The organism is Streptosporangium sp. NPDC050284, from assembly GCF_044459525.1.
Taxonomy (GTDB): domain Bacteria; phylum Actinomycetota; class Actinomycetes; order Streptosporangiales; family Streptosporangiaceae; genus Streptosporangium.
In genome coordinates, this window is sequence record NZ_JBITIZ010000004.1 from 186,078 (window position 1) to 201,894 (window position 15,817).

At 68.8% G+C, this 15,817-nt stretch carries 25 protein-coding genes and 1 pseudogene; 2 read left to right on the forward strand and 24 right to left on the reverse strand.

Annotated features, from left to right (window positions below):
- Positions 1-706 precede the first annotated feature (706 nt).
- The 14 genes and pseudogenes from ACIBH4_RS11705 to ACIBH4_RS11770 all read right to left on the reverse strand — a co-directional run.
- Positions 707-1,096, reverse strand: coding sequence for a hypothetical protein (locus ACIBH4_RS11705; RefSeq protein ID WP_362767207.1), 390 nt, complete (start codon positions 1,094-1,096; stop codon positions 707-709).
- 4 nt (positions 1,097-1,100) lie between these two features.
- The gene (locus ACIBH4_RS11710; protein ID WP_362767204.1) at positions 1,101-1,355 is read right to left on the reverse strand and encodes a hypothetical protein; all 255 of its coding nucleotides are present in this window, start codon (positions 1,353-1,355) and stop codon (positions 1,101-1,103) included.
- Positions 1,352-1,537 (reverse strand): hypothetical protein, encoded by a 186-nt coding sequence (locus tag ACIBH4_RS11715; RefSeq protein WP_362767201.1) that lies wholly within the window; start codon positions 1,535-1,537, stop codon positions 1,352-1,354. The genes ACIBH4_RS11710 and ACIBH4_RS11715 overlap by 4 nt, the downstream gene beginning before the upstream one ends.
- The gene (locus ACIBH4_RS11720; protein WP_362767199.1) at positions 1,534-2,013 is read right to left on the reverse strand and encodes a hypothetical protein; all 480 of its coding nucleotides are present in this window, start codon (positions 2,011-2,013) and stop codon (positions 1,534-1,536) included. The genes ACIBH4_RS11715 and ACIBH4_RS11720 overlap by 4 nt, the downstream gene beginning before the upstream one ends.
- On the reverse strand, positions 2,010-2,336 hold the full coding sequence (locus ACIBH4_RS11725) for a hypothetical protein (RefSeq protein ID WP_362767196.1): 327 nt from the start codon (positions 2,334-2,336) through the stop codon (positions 2,010-2,012). The genes ACIBH4_RS11720 and ACIBH4_RS11725 overlap by 4 nt, the downstream gene beginning before the upstream one ends.
- Complete coding sequence (locus tag ACIBH4_RS11730) at positions 2,323-2,682, reverse strand: hypothetical protein (protein ID WP_350946878.1); 360 nt, start codon at positions 2,680-2,682, stop codon at positions 2,323-2,325. Before ACIBH4_RS11730 ends, ACIBH4_RS11725 begins: the two co-directional genes overlap by 14 nt.
- Before the next feature lie 11 nt (positions 2,683-2,693).
- Positions 2,694-2,984: a hypothetical protein gene (locus tag ACIBH4_RS11735; protein ID WP_362767193.1), complete on the reverse strand. Its 291-nt coding sequence runs from the start codon at positions 2,982-2,984 to the stop codon at positions 2,694-2,696.
- 37 nt (positions 2,985-3,021) lie between these two features.
- Positions 3,022-3,228, reverse strand: a complete 207-nt coding sequence (locus ACIBH4_RS11740) for a hypothetical protein (RefSeq protein ID WP_362767190.1) — start codon at positions 3,226-3,228, stop codon at positions 3,022-3,024.
- Positions 3,225-3,425 (reverse strand): hypothetical protein, encoded by a 201-nt coding sequence (locus ACIBH4_RS11745; protein WP_362767187.1) that lies wholly within the window; start codon positions 3,423-3,425, stop codon positions 3,225-3,227. Before ACIBH4_RS11745 ends, ACIBH4_RS11740 begins: the two co-directional genes overlap by 4 nt.
- 64 nt (positions 3,426-3,489) lie before the next feature.
- Entirely contained in the window at positions 3,490-3,771 is a 282-nt protein-coding gene (locus ACIBH4_RS11750) for a hypothetical protein (RefSeq protein WP_362767185.1), read from the reverse strand.
- Positions 3,772-3,848: 77 nt separating this feature from the next.
- Positions 3,849-4,427, reverse strand: a complete 579-nt coding sequence (locus ACIBH4_RS11755; protein WP_362767182.1) for a hypothetical protein — start codon at positions 4,425-4,427, stop codon at positions 3,849-3,851.
- A 71-nt stretch (positions 4,428-4,498) separates the two neighbouring features.
- Complete coding sequence (locus ACIBH4_RS11760; protein ID WP_362767179.1) at positions 4,499-5,386, reverse strand: hypothetical protein; 888 nt, start codon at positions 5,384-5,386, stop codon at positions 4,499-4,501.
- A gap of 17 nt (positions 5,387-5,403) precedes the next feature.
- Complete coding sequence (locus tag ACIBH4_RS11765) at positions 5,404-5,676, reverse strand: hypothetical protein (RefSeq protein WP_362767326.1); 273 nt, start codon at positions 5,674-5,676, stop codon at positions 5,404-5,406.
- Between the two features lie 3 nt (positions 5,677-5,679).
- Positions 5,680-5,757 (reverse strand): annotated as a pseudogene (locus ACIBH4_RS11770) (DUF6011 domain-containing protein); the annotation flags it as partial.
- A 511-nt stretch (positions 5,758-6,268) separates the two neighbouring features.
- Between ACIBH4_RS11770 and ACIBH4_RS11775 the strand changes: the two are divergent.
- Entirely contained in the window at positions 6,269-6,736 is a 468-nt protein-coding gene (locus tag ACIBH4_RS11775; protein WP_362767176.1) for a hypothetical protein, read from the forward strand.
- A 96-nt stretch (positions 6,737-6,832) separates the two neighbouring features.
- A complete protein-coding gene (locus ACIBH4_RS11780) occupies positions 6,833-7,945 on the forward strand; it encodes a hypothetical protein (RefSeq protein WP_362767173.1) in 1,113 nt (370 codons plus the stop codon).
- 252 nt (positions 7,946-8,197) lie between these two features.
- On the opposite strand, the gene ACIBH4_RS11785 is transcribed toward ACIBH4_RS11780, so the two are convergent.
- The 10 genes from ACIBH4_RS11785 to ACIBH4_RS11830 form a co-directional block, all read right to left on the reverse strand.
- On the reverse strand, positions 8,198-8,554 hold the full coding sequence (locus ACIBH4_RS11785) for a hypothetical protein (protein WP_362767170.1): 357 nt from the start codon (positions 8,552-8,554) through the stop codon (positions 8,198-8,200).
- Between the two features lie 202 nt (positions 8,555-8,756).
- A complete protein-coding gene (locus ACIBH4_RS11790; RefSeq protein ID WP_362767167.1) occupies positions 8,757-9,974 on the reverse strand; it encodes a helix-turn-helix transcriptional regulator in 1,218 nt (405 codons plus the stop codon).
- A 234-nt stretch (positions 9,975-10,208) separates the two neighbouring features.
- Positions 10,209-10,706, reverse strand: coding sequence for a transposase (locus ACIBH4_RS11795; RefSeq protein WP_362767164.1), 498 nt, complete (start codon positions 10,704-10,706; stop codon positions 10,209-10,211).
- A gap of 51 nt (positions 10,707-10,757) precedes the next feature.
- Entirely contained in the window at positions 10,758-11,066 is a 309-nt protein-coding gene (locus ACIBH4_RS11800) for a helix-turn-helix domain-containing protein (protein WP_362767161.1), read from the reverse strand.
- Between the two features lie 365 nt (positions 11,067-11,431).
- Positions 11,432-11,734 (reverse strand): hypothetical protein, encoded by a 303-nt coding sequence (locus ACIBH4_RS11805; RefSeq protein ID WP_362767158.1) that lies wholly within the window; start codon positions 11,732-11,734, stop codon positions 11,432-11,434.
- A gap of 149 nt (positions 11,735-11,883) precedes the next feature.
- The gene (locus ACIBH4_RS11810) at positions 11,884-13,125 is read right to left on the reverse strand and encodes a hypothetical protein (RefSeq protein ID WP_362767156.1); all 1,242 of its coding nucleotides are present in this window, start codon (positions 13,123-13,125) and stop codon (positions 11,884-11,886) included.
- Between the two features lie 21 nt (positions 13,126-13,146).
- Positions 13,147-13,431 (reverse strand): hypothetical protein, encoded by a 285-nt coding sequence (locus ACIBH4_RS11815; protein ID WP_362767154.1) that lies wholly within the window; start codon positions 13,429-13,431, stop codon positions 13,147-13,149.
- 262 nt (positions 13,432-13,693) lie between these two features.
- Positions 13,694-14,050, reverse strand: a complete 357-nt coding sequence (locus ACIBH4_RS11820) for a hypothetical protein (RefSeq protein ID WP_362767151.1) — start codon at positions 14,048-14,050, stop codon at positions 13,694-13,696.
- Between the two features lie 218 nt (positions 14,051-14,268).
- Complete coding sequence (locus ACIBH4_RS11825) at positions 14,269-15,249, reverse strand: hypothetical protein (RefSeq protein ID WP_362767149.1); 981 nt, start codon at positions 15,247-15,249, stop codon at positions 14,269-14,271.
- A 326-nt stretch (positions 15,250-15,575) separates the two neighbouring features.
- The gene (locus tag ACIBH4_RS11830) at positions 15,576-15,725 is read right to left on the reverse strand and encodes a hypothetical protein (protein WP_350946862.1); all 150 of its coding nucleotides are present in this window, start codon (positions 15,723-15,725) and stop codon (positions 15,576-15,578) included.
- Positions 15,726-15,817 lie beyond the last annotated feature (92 nt).

Genomic DNA, 15,817 nt, shown 5'->3' on the forward strand with positions numbered 1-15,817 from the left:
CGGCGCGGGCCGGCGTGGGGGGGGGGGGGGGGGGGGCGGCCCCCCCCCCCCCCCCCCCCCCCCCCCCGGCCGCGCCCCCCCCCCCCCCCCCCCCCCCCACGACAGGTCTTTCTCTCGCAACCGCAGCTGGTTACGAACCGGGAAGGCGCAAAGCCCGGGTTCAGCCGGTTACCGAACGGGTGAGGAGCGCGGCGTCGGATGTACCAGGGGGTGGCATAGTTCGCCATCACCCTCCCCCGCTGATCGTTAAGGGCTGCTCTCGGACTTTCTGCTGCCGGCCGGTGAACGTCCGGCGCCCCCGCGGCCTCACGTCGCGAGGGCGCCGCCCCGTGAGCGTTTAGAGCACGTCCACGAAGACCAGCACGTTGTTCAGCACATCGTTCAGCACGTTGATCATGTCTTTTTCCTGTTCTTCGTCAGCACTTTCAGCCTGGCCTGCTGCGTCGGCCGTGATCCGGCCGCCGGGCGGGGCGGACCGCGTGCCCGGCCGCGTCTGCTCACAGCTGCCCGTGCTTCAGGCAGTGGGCCGCACGCACCACGCCGTTCACGGGATGCCAGAGGCAGCCGCACCGCAGCGTGTTGCCCGGCACGAGGTACAACGCGACGTACAGGCGCGTTTTCGCCCACCAGGCCGCCCAGGGCCGCACGCGCGGTCGCGCCGGGCCTGCGGGGTGCCGACGCCGGGGCCTTCCGGGGGCGGAGGCGGTCATGGGGCGGCGCCCGGCCCGCCGCACCGGCCCGGGCAGCCGGGGTCGGCGAGCAGGTTCCCGCCCGGCAGGGCGGCGGGCACGCCGGGCTGCACGGCTGCGGGTGGGGTGGCCATCATCGCCGTGGGCTGTCCGTAGCCGTCTGGCCTGTTCTCGCGGGGCGCGTTCGGGTCGGGGCCGAGCGCCAGGCCCGCGTTCGCCCACATCGCGACCTGCCGCAGATACCACAGGGCGGTGTCGAGCTCGTTGCTGGGCGGCACCGTGTCCGCCAGCGTGTGGGCCAGGTGCCGGCAGTGGCCGCGCACCGCGACGTGCGCGTCCCGGCGTTCCGGCGACGCCGGAGGGTGGAACGTGAACCAGTCGTCGATCTGGTCGTGGATGTCGTGCATTTCATTACCCCTGCGTCGTCGGCGGAGGCGTGGCGGCCGCGGTGACGGTCTTCACGGGGGCGGTGGCGCCGACCCGGCGTTTCTCCGCGTCGGCTTCTCGCGCCGTGGCGTACGGGGCGCTTTCGGTGCCGTTGTCGTACACGACGACGTATCTGCTGACCTGCTGGTTCTTTTTGTTGCAGCCGCATCCCATGACGGTTCCTCCTATCGGGTGGCGGCGGCCGGGCAGCCGCCGCTGAGCGGGTTCGAGGCTCGTCATCCGCTGCTGCACACGCCTTCGCTGATCGTGTGCAGCAGCGTGGCCGCCCAGCCTCGCCACGCGGTGGCCTCCTGTGCCGCGGTGCGGCCCTCGCAGTGCGCGCACCAGCCGAGCAGCTGGTGAGCGGTTTCGCTGTGCCCCCGCAGCGGCGGCTTCGCCGGGCCGAGCAAGCCGCCGCTCATACGTCGAGGTCTTTCAAGGCGGCGCGGGCGTCGTCGACGGTGTCGAACCGGCCGGGCAGCGTCCCGGTGCGGTTAGCGATCCGGTAGAAGATCTGCCCGTTGCTGCGGTGGAAGTAGATGCGCCGGTCCCGGTACTCCTCCACGAGGCCCTCGGGGTAGCCCAGGGCCAGGCGGCCGCCCAACGTCACGAAGTCGTGGGCGTGTTGCAGCAGCCCGTCAGAGACGGGCACGTTCACGCCGAGCCGTTCGTGGAGTTGCTGGTACAGGCCCGTCAGCAGCAGCGTGAACTCGATGTCGCCGGGCGGTGTCGGCCCGGTCTCCCGGGTGAGCGCTTCGATCCGGCGGGTCAGCCTGCGGCATTCCTCGGACTGCTCCGGCGGGTCGACGCGGCTGCGCCGGTGGGCGGCGGCCAGGTCATGCCACAGTTCGGCCAGCTCTTCACGCATGACCAGGTGCAGGCGGCGCTGAGTGTTCACTGTGGCTTCTCCGTCCAGGGGTGCGCCGTCGCCGCGGCGACGGCGGCGTTGGCGGCGGCCAGCGCGCTCGGGTACGGGGTGAGCGCCCGGACGAGCACCGGGGCGAGGGACCGCCACAGGCGCGGCTGGTCAGCGGGAACCATCACCCAGCCGGGGTGGCCGCAGCCGCGGGCGCAGAACGCGGCCCGTGGCTGCCGGGAAGCACCGGACATGACATGTTCCAGGTCGTGTCCGTACAGCGCGCATTCCAGCTGGTCTGCTTCGGTGTGCGCGCCACCCGGCGTGAACAACGGGCGGCCAGGCCGCCCGCTACCGGTGTTCACGCTTGTCTCCTATCGACATCAGGGCCCGCATCAGCCACCGCGTTTCGTGTGGCAGACCGGACCGCAGCAGATCACGCACGTACTCGTCGACGACGCCGATCAGGTCGCCGCGGTGCGGCAGAACCTGCTGCAGGCATGTCCACGCGTCGGCGAGGAGCCGGTCCAAATCGTCTTCCCGGGCCGGGATTTCGGTGTGTAACTTCCAGGCGGGCAGGTGCTGGTACTGCGACCTGCGGTCGCGGGTCAGCAGCCGTTTCCCGGCGACTTCAAGAGCTCGCATCACGGCGACGTTCGCGGCCAGGGCGACGCATTCGGCGTCGTCGGAGTGAACGGGCTGTGAGGTCACCGTGCAGGCCCTCAGTCGTCCAGCTGGGTGGCGGCGACGCCGTACAGCCAAGACGCGCCCAAACCGGTGGCCAGCAGCCGGAACCAGGGCCGGTCGCCGTAGCGGTAGGCGACCGGCACCGCGAGGGCAGCCACCCAGATGGACGCGCACCAGCCGCAGCCCACCAGGTAGGCGGGGCGCGAGTCGGGGCCGAAACGGCGGTCGACGTATTCGCGGATCGGCCGGGCCAGTTCGTCGGAGGTGACGAAGCGGGTGACGCGGAACACGATCGCGAGAACGGCGAGAATCAGCGGTACGGGCACAGTTTCCGACTGTAGCCACATGGCTTCCAAGAGCAGGTCAGGGCCGCTTTGCCGTGTCCTGGGGCGGGGCGGAGGCGGGCCTGGCCCAGGAAGCGACGACGCTCTCCCAGCGAGGCGCGCAGCCCGAGCAGTACCAGCCGTTGAGGAACCGGCGGGTCGGGACGACGCCGCACCGGCGGTGGGCGCCGTCAATCTCGCGGACGTAGGTGCACGGCGCCCGGTACAGCGGGTGTAGGTCGTTCACCTGCCAGTCAGGCTGGCGTCGCCGACGGCGGCCAGCGTGATGAGCGTCATCAGGCCGACGTATCCGGCGGCCAGTTTGGACAGGGCCAGCCACGCCGAGCAGGCGAGGACGGCAACGGACACGAGCACTGCGGCGGCGAGCGCCAGCAGTCGGGCACGGACAGCGCGCGACGGTCGGGCAGGCGTGGTGTGAGGCATGCAGGACTCCCCCGAGTTCCCTGGTGGCGGTAATTTCAAACCCTACCGAGGTGTGGGGGCACAGTCAGGAATGTTCCTCGCGTGGCTGCGAGACTTCACCCCTGGGCTGATGTCGTGCGGTGGGGTGGCAGCAGTCGACGACGAACCGGATCGCCTCTTCGGTGCCTTGAACGTAGACGGCGATCACTCCGGGTGGGGCGCCGACCTGCCAGGCCGGGCGCGGCCTGCATTCCTGGCCGCCGAGACGTTCGAAGGTGGCGGCCCACTGCTGGCTGGTCTGGCCCGGCAGGCACACGCCGCGCTGCAACCACTCCTGCCGGGAGTAGATCACGGTCGCTTCGGTCACGCTGCCGGTGTCCTTTCTCAGCTGAGCGGGCGTTTGGTCCAGAGCCCCGGGGGCGGGCCGGGGCGCCAGGCACACCGTCAGCGCGGCCCGCAGCAGGGCAGGAAACTCACCCGGCGGGCGTCGCCGCCGGCCACGACGTCCTGGGACAGCTCGGCGGCGACCTGTTGCGGGGTGGTAGCGGCCACGTCGAACGGTGCGGCCTGCTGCGCGGAGCCGGTCAGGCCGCAGCAGCCTGCCCGGTGGACGAGGAAGCCGTCGTGCGGCGACAGCACAGCTTGGAAGGAAACATCGTCGGCGGCGGTGTCGGCCGGGCCGGAGGGGACGGGCGCCCACTGCCGGGCGACGAGTTCGGCGTCGACGGGCAACCCGGCGTCGGCCTGGTGTTTGCGGTAGGCGGCGACTTCCGTTTCGGCCCACTGCCGGTCGAACGGGTTGCTGGCGCTGGTTTCGATCCGCGAGGCGGGATCCTGCGCCCACCGGCCGGTCCACCAGGTGCGGCGCACCCCGTACTCGGTGGCGGGTTCGGTCGGATGGTTACGGATGCGCTCACACAGCTCGGCGTGGGCTTGCAGGTCAGCGTTGCTGAGGCGGGGGTGAGCGTTGAGGGCGGCCAGGAGGTCGGCGACGGGCGTGGCGTCGAAGTTCACGAGAGTCATCGCATGCTCGCTTTCGTTGACGTTCACGAGTGCTAGGCCGGCGCCCACGCTGGGTGCCGGCCAGGGGGCGGCTACCGCAGGGAGAAGACCGGGCAGAGGGTGGGGGCGATGCGGGCGGCGGCCCAGTCGGCGCCCGGGGTGCTGCGGCGGATGACGAGTTCCGCGTCGGGCTGGTTACCTTGGTGCTGCTGCCAGGTACGCATGACGGAGACCGCGCCGATGCCGTAGGCGAGACTGGGGGCGTCGATGACGACCGGGACGCCGTCGGCGTCGCTGCAGCGCATCCCGTAGTCGACGGGTTCTTCCTTCGCCGTGAGGATGGCGGCTTCGGCGGCGGGCTTGGGTATGTCGACGGTGGCGTCGAGGTCTGAGCGGGTGGCGGTGGCCAGCCCGATGCTGGTCGGGCAGCTTGCCAGGATGCGGCAGGCGGCAACCACCGGCGCCTGCTCGCCGTCGTCGTAGTAGACGTGGTGGTGGCGCACCTCGGGCAGGAGTTCTTCGATGACGTGGGGGACGGGCCGCCAGCCGGGGGCGGGCTGCCAGCCGTCCGGGGTGCGTTCGACGGGGACCGCGTCGGGGGTGAGGCCCACGTCGCATTGCAGGCGCTGCGCGTGTTCGATGACGAGCCGGTCGGAGCTGTGCGCGCGGGAGCGGCGCGGCACGATCACGATGGTGCCGCGGCCGAGGGTCAGCCGGTAGGCGATGTCGGCGGGGGCGCCGTCGTCGCACTGCGCGGCGACGTGGGTGCCGGTGAGGAGAGTCGCCTGGCTGGCACGGTGGTCGGAGGCGAGGGTCGATGGCCCGGCCCCGTCGAAGATCAGGTGGACGCCGATCCATCCGCTGTGGCGCGGGTTACGGGCGGTTTTCTGAGCTGCGGTTTCAACAACGACCCAGATGCCGGGGAGGCCGTCGAGGCAGACGGCGTCCCCGATGTTCAAGGCGGGGCGTTTGGTGGTCATGCGGAGCCTTTCAGGGGTTAGGCGGCGCGGCGGACGGTACGGGTAGCGGTGAGGATGGCAACGGCGGCGCGGTGGTAGCAGCGGCGCTGCTTGATACCGGCCTGGCAGGTACAGCCCTGGAGGGCGACCAGGTAGACCGTGGTGCCGTCGGAACTAACGGCCCTCCACAGGTGGGGGCGGCTGGTGGGAACGACGCCGCCTTGCTCGATGGCTTCGACGGCCCGATCGATCTGGGCGGGCGTGTAACTGGCGAGGTCGGCGTGGTAGGCGGCGGCCCGGATGAGAGACAAGCAGCGGCGGCCGTACCCGGCGGCGATCGATGTGGCCGAGCGAAGTACTCGCCCGCATCGTAGGCAGTGGGCCTGGTTCACACGCCTCTCCCTTCAACACCCTCCAGTATGCAATTCTTACACTACAGATATGGGGGGACGGATGCAAGTGTTACCGTACAGGAGATTTCGGGGGGCTGAAGGGTTCGCAGGTCGCAGCGGCAAGGCCAGGGGGGGAATGTTCGGGTCGCGAGCCTGGAGGTTCGGGGCGGATCCGCCTGGCCGCGGAGGTGGGGGCGTTTCATCGGCGGGGCGGTGAACCTCGCCGCATAGGCCCTCCCCCCTTTGGGAGCCCATGCGGCGAGGTCGCCTATGAGGCGTCCGCCCGCTGGCGGCGGGCGGGCGCACGTGTGCGTGCGCCGCCGCCCGCACCGGGTGAATCCTGGGAGATCCACGGCGGCGCACTGGGCGGCAGTATTTCATCTACCACCATAGAACGCTATACCTCAGCATAGAAATATAGTGATGGCTTGCGGGAAGCTGGCCTTTTGTCCCCTAAATGCAATAGGACGATCTATTCATGTGGCTAGCTACGGTCTGTCATGCTGGGCGAGTGGACCCTGACGCGTTCCTCGACTACGACCGGCTCGCCGAGATGGTCAAGAGCCGACGCCTGTCCCTGCACCTGTCGATCAACGGCGCCGCACGGCAGGGCGCCATGAGCCCGATCACCTGGACTCGCGTGGAGAGGGGCTTCAAGGTTCGGGAACTCACCTACGCCGGCGTCGACCGCGCTCTCGGCTGGGAGCAGGGAAGCGCCGCACGCGTCCTCGAAGGCGGCGATCCACCCCCGGGCCCGGCGGACGAGGCGGCAGATGAAACGCTCGAACCGGAGGCGCCGGTGCGCTACCCGGACGATCCGATCCTGCAGCATCTGTGGGACCTTCCGGACCCCGACCTGTCCGACGACCAGCGCGAAACGCTCGTTCAGCTATACCTCGCGCTGCGCCGCAACACCCACCGGCGCCAGGTTGACGTAGCCGGTCAGGGGCAGCCGAAATCGCTACCTAACGCATTGTAACCATTTGATTACGGATGATTGCGGGGTGTTGCCTCACCCTGGTCTCCGCGATGAGGTGGGCGAACCTCCGAAATCCTGCGTGTTTCATCAGGCGGTATGACCTTGACAGAAAGTGATGACAATTCAGCAATCCGGGACATTGTGTCGGTGGTGATGCAGCGCCTCCGCGCAATCAACGGTGTCGCTCCTCCCTCTCAGATCAGCAAGCGAATCGAACTCCAGCACCAGATCAACATTCTGAAACGCGCCCTCGACGCGGCCGTCAGCCTTCACGAGGTGCCGATCGAGTTATGCCACACACTGCGCACCCCGCCAGGCACACCCCACATCGTCGAGCTGGCCGTCGACGGCCAGCGCGTGCGCGTAGTCGTCAGCCCGCTCGGCTGCGTTGACCCTGAACGTGAACTGGCGATCTGGCGGGAACTGCTCGACGCCTCCGCCTTGTGCGTCCACCCCGGCGAACAGCTACGCCGGATGGATCCGGCGCTCCTCGCCATCCGCCTGAACACGGCAACCTTGGTGATCAACACCGGGCATCCGCGGGCCGTGATACGCGTCGCGATGAAGCTTCTCCACCCGGGTGCGCTGGTCCCTTTCCCCGTGGCCTGGCTGTTAGACCAGGCTCGCACCCGGCCCGGCCGCGCGGCCGCCGCGGCCGCCGCAGTCGTCGTCGGCGCCGCCACCGCACTCACCATGACGTTCGTCAGCTTCACCGCGGCCCCCCACCCCTCCAGCGACGTTCCCGTTGTTGCCGCCGCCCCGACCGGCGACCGGCCGCTCACGAACAACACCCCCACCCCCACCGATCTGGCATCCACTCCCCCGCCCGACACGTTCGAACCGGCCCCACCCGCCACAGATGGCCCCGCACCCGACCAGGACAGCCCCGACCCGCTCGATTCGGCGCCGCCCACCAGGGAGCAGGAACGCAGCGAAGACAACGACGACGACGCCCCTGGCAGCCCGGAGCCCACAGCGCGGCCGGCCGAGCCGTCCCCGCCTCCTCCCGGCCCCACACCCCGCACGCCACGTTCTTCGTCCCCTGCGGACCAGCCGACCTCTGCCGCCCTCCCTCCCGCCCAGCCATCAGCCCCTGCACCGCCGACACCGGCACCGGCACCGGCACCGGCGCCGGCGCCGGACCGGACCTGCCACGTGCTGGACATCGAGCTGGGCCTTCCCAACCTCGACGTCGGCGTCTGCGTCTAACGCCGCCGCAGGCCGGCGAGGCCTCCGGACACGGCAAGGCCCTCACCGTGACGGTGAGGGCCTGGACTTCGTCGCCGCGTCTGCCGCCGGGCAGAAGTACGCGGCAAGGAGATTCCTTGTTTCGTTGAAAAACAGCGGCGGATGTGTCACGAATACGCAGAGGGGGGCGGCGCTCTGTCGCACGCCACGTGTGGGTCTGGGAGATCCCAGAGCGTCGCCCCCTCCTCGTCGCGCAGCGAACCCGCGACGTCCTCAACCGGTGAGCGAGTCCACACGCAGGACGTTCGCGACCCGGTCAGCCGCTGCCTCGATGTCGTCGCCGTTGGCCAGGCGCTCCATCTCGTCGGTGACGCCATCGGCGACGCGGTCACCCCGCCACCACCAGTACCAGGCCAAAGGGGGCGGCGCGCCCTCCGGCGTCGGCGTCTCCCTGTCGGGCCGCAGGACGACCAGCTGTGACAGGCCGTTGAACATCTTCTCGGCCACCGCCCGATCCTGAGGGGTGAGGTCGCTGTAGTCGGGTCGCTGGCAGAAAAGCAGGATCGCGGGAGCCACCGGTTTGACCGTCAGGCCACGCTTTTCGGCGGCCATCGTGAGCTGTTCGATCAATTCCGCAGGCTTAGGGGGTGTCTGCGGAATTGACCCGCAATGTGCAGGTGTAGGTTGCATTGCAGTCGCTTCCGTGCGTGATGGGTCAGAGCATGCATTTAGTGAATGCCCAATCACCGAAAGCGAAGGGGAGAATTTCTACCCCCTAACGGAGGGGCAGGATACCTCTCCAGCGAAGGGGTAGGAATTCTCCCTCTTGACGTTAGGCGGTCGGCACGAGCCGGATCTTGTGTGCGAGGGCGCGGGCCTCGTCACGAACAGTTGATCCCCCGGTGACCATCAATTCGGAGATCACCCCGCGGGTGAATTGGTTGTAGGCGATCGTGTCGGGGCTGACGGTGTATGCCCGGTTCAGGAGATGCACCATGGCGACCGGTTCTCGCCGCAAATGAAAACCTCTGGCGACCTCCGCGAGGTGGAATGCCGTGCGCGTCTTGGACGGGACGGCATGAAGGTCGATCCGGTCGCCCTGCCTGGTCGCTTCGTGGCCGAGCGTGAGATCGGCGGCTATGGTCACCGCGTAGGCGTCGACCATGGCCGTCCCGAACATCAGCCACGGGTGGTGGCCCGTCAGTGACTGCGCCGCGCCGCGCGCTTCGTCCCAATGGTGTTCGGCGTCGCCGCGCCTGCCCGTTTTGGCGTGGGACAGGCTGATGGCGAGCTGCAACAGCCCCCACAGGCTCCGATCCTCTTCCTCCTCGTCGGGCCGCAACAAGCTGCTGGCCTCCCGCGCCAGTTCGATACGGCCTTCGGCTGCCTCGTTGGCGTCCCTCCACACGTGGTTGAGGTACCACGACGCTGCCGCGATGGCCTGCGGGCTGTCCGCGTCCTGGGCGGCCTGCATCGCCCTGTCCCCGCACAGCAGCACCAGTTCCGGGTAGGGCTGGAAGCTCAGGTACAGCTGGAACAGGTGATAGATCTGCGCGAGCGACACCAGAGCTCGGCGGCGCTCGCCGCCCTCAAGGAGCTGCACGGCCGTGCGGGCGTCCTCCAGCAGGCGCGGCAGGATCGGGACGAGCGCGGTTCGCTGGGTAGCTGAGCCGTGCCACACCAGCCATGCCTGCGAGACGTTGGCCGCCAGGGCGTCGGCGCTCACCGGTTCACGGCCGGACGTCACCAGCGGGTAGGTGGACAGGGTGCGGGCGATGACCGGCGCCTGTTCGTGGCTGTGCCTGCTGTAGGTGGCGGTGGTAAGCCGCCGCTCACCGGTGAACTCGGCGAGATCCTCCACCCTCAGGATTTCGGCCAGCCGGATGAGCATACTCAAACCTGGCATACCGATGTTGCCGTTTTCTATTGCTTTGACCCATTCTGCGCTGCGCCCGCATAGTTCGCCCAGCACCGCGCGAGACAGGCCGGCCCGATTGCGGAAGAATCTGACCCGGTCCTTGAAACTGGTCTTCGTGTTATCGTCGGGCATAGCCCCGCCCTTTCCTGAGACGTAGACACTCCCAGGCTAAGCGTGCGGGGCACATTTGTCGGCGGAGACGGGCAGGTGTTTACTCCTGCCTCGTCGCTCGACGAGCCGCGAGGCGGCACCAGCCGCCTAGCCGTGTTCGAAATCGTTCGAGGCCGTCGCGGGATCGAGGCTCCGCCTCTTGCCGGCCACCGATGCCAGCTACTGAGCCGATCATAAGTTTTGGGACTGTCGGTGTTATGTGCCGATGTATGCCAGGTGAGGGTCGGTGAAGAAGGCCCGGACGATGTCGGGGCGTTTCTGTAGCCGGTGCCTGCCGCTGTGCATGGCCGCAGCCAACTCGTGTTCATCGGCGACCGCCTCATGAGCCACCCGCGCCTTGAGGTTCTGGTTGACCCACTCATCGGGGTTGAGATCGGGGGCGTAACCGAGCAGGAAGAACAACCGCAACCGGCCACCGGTACGCGCGACGAAATCACGCACCGCGGCGGCGGTATGGACCGAGGAGCCGTCGACGATCAAGAAGATCGTCCCGGTGACCGTGCGCAGCAGCTGCACGCAAAACCCGATGAACGCCCACCGGTCCATCGAGCCGCACCACAACCGGTAGCGCAGCATGCCGCCCATCCCGACCACCGAGAACATCTTCACCGACAAGCGCTGGGCTCCGGCGCACACCAGCGGGGTCTGTCCGATCGTCCCCCAGGTGGTGCTGTAGCGGTGATCGACGCGCATGTTCACCTCGCGAACAACACCACCGCTCCTCGTGCCCGGGCCAGGATGCGATCACCATCGCCACCAGCGCCCGCGTCCACAACGCCGCCGCCACCCCCAGCACCTGACGGGGGGTGACATCACCACCACCGCCTTGACGCTCTGCTCCTGCCCAGACGTCAGCCGCCGCGGCCGGCCCGGCGCCCTCTTGATCCGCAGCGCCTCCTCCCCGCCCGCCCGCGCCTGGCGCTTCCAGCGGAACACCGACTCGCGGCCCACTCCCAGCGTCTCGGCCACCCGATCCGGTGACATGCCCTGCTCCATCAACCGGAGAGCGAAGACCTTCTCCTCGAACGTCGCTCTGCGACCTTTTCTCGCCATACCCCAGCATGCGCCCGCCCGAACCTGATCTCCCACCGCCACCCGACACGTACCAAAACTTACGATCGGCTCAGTACCCTGAAGACACTTGCCCGCCTCGCGGGAAAGCCGGGTGGCCCATTGGAACGCCGTGCGCGGCCCGGAACCCACCAGACCATTAGGGGGCTGGTGGGTGCCAGACTGTTCCCCTGCCCGCCCGCTGATCACCTATCCGGGGTCTTGGGTGGCGACGGCCCGGGATCCTGGGCCGAGACGGGGCGGGGTATGAAACCGTCACCGTCTGCGGGCGATGCCCAGGTCCGGGCCGTCGCTCGGGGCGCCTTGGAGGCGCAGCCGACTTTACGCAGGAGGGCCGAGCCTCCTGGTCACGGCTCGCCGTCGCGGGCGGCGAGTTCTTCCCTGCGGCGCTCTTCGAGGTCGCGACGCATCTGCCTGGTGTCGGAACGTTCGATATAGCGCGACAGGCTGCTACCCACTCCCAGTCTGCGTTCGACCTGACCGCGCGAGCCGGGACGGAGCCGACCATCTGGCGTCCGCAGCAGTTTCTGCGCCAGCTCGTAGAACTCGATCTGGTCCAGGTCCGCCTGGTACCGACTGTCCTGCTTACGACGCAGCACAGCGAGGGCTTCCTCCCATTCCGTTTCGGAAGGCTCAGGCAGCGTCGTCATGATCGGATTGTAGTTGCCGGGTCGCATGATGACCACGCGCTGTCACCGCCCCCGCACGGCGCCGGCGACGCCTTCCGCGCGGCGGGCCAGCGTGTCGTTCCCGCCGGCCCGGGCGGCTACCGGCCGGACCTGCCCGGCGAAGAAGCGCATCACCCCGCACCTTCCACCTGGTTGTCGTCGTCGGCTTCGACCTTGCCGTGCAGCATGGCGCCCTTCACTTCTCGGATACGGGACCGCGCCCATGACTCCGACATCCTGTAGGCCGAGGCGATCGCCGGGCCGGTGAGCTCGACACCGTCGAGACGAGCTGTGCGGTAGGCGTCGCACGCCGATTCTCGTTTCTCGTCAGCTGACATCGCGGTGACCTCGTCCGGGGTCGGCAGGTACCGGCCGTGCCCGCCGGAGGGAAGCTCACCTTGCTGTTTGGCGGCGAGCTCTGCGGCACGCTTGGCGTCCCGTGCGGCGCGCTTGCTGGTGAGGTGTTCGACGGCCAGGTCGACGGCCACGTCAGGGTCGCTGATGCGTAGCCTGACCGCTTGCCGCTTGGCCGCGAACGTCTCGGGAAACCACATGAGCCACCGCAACACGTCGAATGAGGCGATCTCCGTGTCGCTCTGTGCTGGGGCCGTGCTGGTGCTTGCCGCACGCGTGCTGCTGCTTGCCGCACGCCTGTCACGGGCCAGCGCGGCCGCCCGGTCGGCGTGGCGGGCGTTCGCGTACCACGCCCACAAGACCGGCGACATGAGCGACATGAGCGCGAACCCGGCGGCCAGGGTTTGCTGCCCGGGTGCTGCTGACCAGTGCGAGTAGTTCATGGAGGCGACAAGCCCCGCGAGCAGGGCCGCCAGGACGAACGCCAGGAGGAAGGGCCGCTTTTCACGGCGGGCATCCAGGCCGTAGTCGAGCACCGTCACGGCCATCAGTTCCAGTCCTGCGGCGAGGATGACGGCCCACAGCACGTCGAGGCCGGCCTGCTCGGTGAGGAACTTGAACTGGCCGAACCCTGCCGCCGTGTTGACGCCGAGGTTCACCAGGAGGCGCCGGATCCGGGAGGAGTGCTCGGCGAGCAGCAGGCGAACGTGGTCGCCGCGGTCGCGCCGCTTGCTGCGTCCTGCCGCAACCTTCGTCACGCGTGCCGCTTCGGCGTCACGGCTCTGTTTCGCTGCGGCATGGCGGGCGCGCTCTTCGGCTTGTAGTTGCGCCCGGTGCTTGATCGCTTCGATTTTGGCCGCTGCTTCGGCTTCGCGTACGGCGGCTTCGGCGAGGGTGGCTCGCCGGTCGGCGTCGGCTCGTGCTGCTAGTGCGGCAGCTTCAGCACGTTCGGCGTCGGCGAGCGGGTCGGCGGGCGCGGGGGGCGGCTGCTGGCGCAGCCCAGCCAATAGGTGGATCACGGTGAATCCTCGGGGGTCGGTTCAGAGGGTGAGGTAAGCGGCGGAAGCGGCGGCCGCGCAGACGTATCGGAACAGCCGAAGCGCTACCGGGTGGGTCGAGTGGGTCCAGGCGTACAGGGCGGAGACGGCGGCGCACACCAGGCCGATCACCATCAGCAACGCCAGGGCGGCGAGCTGCACCAGGTGCCGGGCTTGGGGGAACAGCGTGGCTGCGACGAACGCGGCGGCCAGAACCAGCAGCGTCTCCAGCCAGGCGATGGCCAGACGTCTTCCGCCGATCTCGGCGGCCTCCTGAGTTCTATGCATGATCGCCTTTCCTGTGGTGGCGGGCGGTGACATTCAATGGGCCTGGCTCTTGCCAGCTGGGGCCGGTCGGCACCGCCGCTGAAAGAGCCTCACCCGACTTGCCGTCATGAGAACTTTTGAGCATTGTCCCCGTATAGCTGTAGCGCGCAGCTTACTACACACCGTGGTTGTATTTTCACGATCGGCCACCACGGGTTTCTCGCAAAGAAAACCCCGCCGCTGCGGCGCGGCAGCGACGGGGTTTTCGGGAATCGAGGCCGGGCTAACTGGCCACTACGAGCCTTCCTTCCAGGCGGTTGCCCGCAGGGCCGGCCGCGCCAGGGGCGGCGCCACCCGCAGCAGCGGCTGCGGCGGCCTGGGCCTCGATCGACTGACGGCTTTCGCCGACCGGATACCCCGGAACGGACGGCACCGTTCCCACAGGTCCGCGCCGGTCAGCGAAAGCGGGAACATGCGGAGCCCAGTGGGCCGCGCTGACGAGCGGACAGGCGAACACCTCGCCGCCCCGGTCGTCGAAGAACGACAGGATTTCCCTCTCATGCGTCAGGTTGTAGCTGGCTGCGGTGATCTCAGCGTCTTTGACGCCTGGATCACGGAACCTGACGGTCCATAGCACCATGAGCATTTCTCCTCGACTTCCCCTGTCCATGTCATGTCCTGTCCGCGTGGCCACGTTCCGTGGGGATCGGAACACGCGCGGCACGAAGGTACCGGGAGACAGTTGACAAACGTCTCCCTATCGCTGTAGCTGGCTACACGGTACAGATGCGGCGACGCTTCGCGGCGTACTTCGCGAAAGAGGAAACGCCGCCCTGGGCCACCTCGAGTGCGCGACGGCTACGACGCGGCAGCGACCGGCATGAACACGGTCGAAGCGTCAGCAGCGGCAGGCGCTACCCCAGCAGAGGAGACCTGCGAGACCGGCGGGGCGACGATCGCGTCCCACAGTGCGACGGTCAGCGCCAGCCGCCCGGCCGCGGAGACGACGTCGGCGTAGGCAGCGGGCGCCAAACTCATCTCCCGGGCAAGTTCGACCGCACACCAGGGCAGGCCGTACTCGCTGGTGTCGATGGCACTGTTCAGCATGTTCGGCCTGGAGAGGTTCTCCTCGCCGAGCAGACCAGGTTGAAGACCGACGTGCCGATTCCACCCGGCGGCGTAGCCGTAGGCGGCGCCGGCAGCGAACGCGGTGAGCGGCACCGCGCTCTTCCACCCAGCCGGCTGGCCGTTACGGCGCAGCAACGCCCCGAGAAACGGCTGGTCATACTCGGGGTGCAGCATCACAGGGTGGGCGTCGACGAGGAACGCGGCCAGGTTGCGGGTCAGGTCGGCCACCGCGACAGGCCGGTAGCTGTTGAGCTGCGGGTCCAAGGCGGCGGGCTCACCGAACTCGCGGTACCGGCTGTAGAAACCGCTGCTGCGCAGGCGGGCGCCTTCGCCGCGGTGCAACTCCTGCACCGGCAGCTGCCAGTGGTGGACGGCATCGCGGGCGCCTGGGGAGGCGCGGCGTAGCCGTACCGACAGTTCCCAAATCTCGTGGGAATCGGCGGACGGGCCGGTCGTGGTCATCGCAATGAACGCGAGGTGTCGCATGGTGGCGTCCTTGTCGTCGGGATCGTCAGGGTCGGCCAGCCGGGTGACGTCCAGCACCCGGCCCAGCGGGTGAGTGACCCGTACCGGCACGCGGGAGCGGGTGACACCGCACAGTTGCAGGCCGCACCAGCCGAGGACCCGCATCGGCGCCGCAGTGTCGTGGATGACGTCACCCTCGCGGACCGTCCAGGCGGGCCGGGGCCTGCGATCGGCTCGGCTGCTCATCGGCGGGCGCCGCCCGGCGGGCACGAAGTACAGCGGTCCACCATGTCGGTCTCCTGGAGCTGGCGGCAGAAAGCACTGACGAGAGCGGGGCGGCCACTCGAAGCCCACTTCAGCGCATCGCGCCGCGAACCGTCCCGCGTTCCCACTCACATCGTCGCAACTTTTACCTCACACCTAGATGTCGATCGATACTGATTACCGCCGTACGGGAGAGTCGGCCGGGCGGGCGCACGAAAAAGGCCGCGGAACCCTTTCCGGGTTCCGCGGCCTTCCGCGTGTCGCACCTCTCCAAAGGGTGGACCGAGCACTGCGGTCTCCTTGCTGGCTCAGGCCACAGCGGAGAAGATTCGCGCAGGGGCGGCATCGGCTCCGATGATCAGAGCCGCGGCCTCCACCTGTTCGTCGCTCATCTCCACGTCCGGCTCACAGACCAGATGCTCTGCGATTCGGGCGGCGAGGCGGTCGACGTCATCCACAGGACCCTCCGTTGGGCGTTACGGTGAGGGCAACCCTACGGGCGATCTCCCAGGATCAACGTCACCCACCGTAAGCAGGTCAGCACAAGCCG

Bases quoted from the DNA above. Each gene is read 5' to 3' on its own strand.
- ACIBH4_RS11795 (WP_362767164.1), bottom strand. From the start codon at position 10,706: ATGCGCGTCGATCACCGCTACAGCACCACCTGGGGGACGATCGGACAG.
- ACIBH4_RS11815 (WP_362767154.1), bottom strand. From the start codon at position 13,431: ATGCATAGAACTCAGGAGGCCGCCGAGATCGGCGGAAGACGTCTGGCC.
- ACIBH4_RS11790 (WP_362767167.1), bottom strand. From the start codon at position 9,974: ATGCCCGACGATAACACGAAGACCAGTTTCAAGGACCGGGTCAGATTC.
- ACIBH4_RS11710 (WP_362767204.1), bottom strand. From the start codon at position 1,355: ATGACGAGCCTCGAACCCGCTCAGCGGCGGCTGCCCGGCCGCCGCCAC.
- ACIBH4_RS11760 (WP_362767179.1), bottom strand. From the start codon at position 5,386: ATGACCACCAAACGCCCCGCCTTGAACATCGGGGACGCCGTCTGCCTC.
- ACIBH4_RS11800 (WP_362767161.1), bottom strand. From the start codon at position 11,066: ATGGCGAGAAAAGGTCGCAGAGCGACGTTCGAGGAGAAGGTCTTCGCT.
- ACIBH4_RS11745 (WP_362767187.1), bottom strand. From the start codon at position 3,425: ATGCCTCACACCACGCCTGCCCGACCGTCGCGCGCTGTCCGTGCCCGA.
- ACIBH4_RS11715 (WP_362767201.1), bottom strand. From the start codon at position 1,537: ATGAGCGGCGGCTTGCTCGGCCCGGCGAAGCCGCCGCTGCGGGGGCAC.
- ACIBH4_RS11820 (WP_362767151.1), bottom strand. From the start codon at position 14,050: ATGGTGCTATGGACCGTCAGGTTCCGTGATCCAGGCGTCAAAGACGCT.
- ACIBH4_RS11805 (WP_362767158.1), bottom strand. From the start codon at position 11,734: ATGACGACGCTGCCTGAGCCTTCCGAAACGGAATGGGAGGAAGCCCTC.
- ACIBH4_RS11755 (WP_362767182.1), bottom strand. From the start codon at position 4,427: ATGACTCTCGTGAACTTCGACGCCACGCCCGTCGCCGACCTCCTGGCC.
- ACIBH4_RS11780 (WP_362767173.1), top strand. From the start codon at position 6,833: ATGACCTTGACAGAAAGTGATGACAATTCAGCAATCCGGGACATTGTG.
- ACIBH4_RS11705 (WP_362767207.1), bottom strand. From the start codon at position 1,096: ATGCACGACATCCACGACCAGATCGACGACTGGTTCACGTTCCACCCT.
- ACIBH4_RS11825 (WP_362767149.1), bottom strand. From the start codon at position 15,249: ATGAGCAGCCGAGCCGATCGCAGGCCCCGGCCCGCCTGGACGGTCCGC.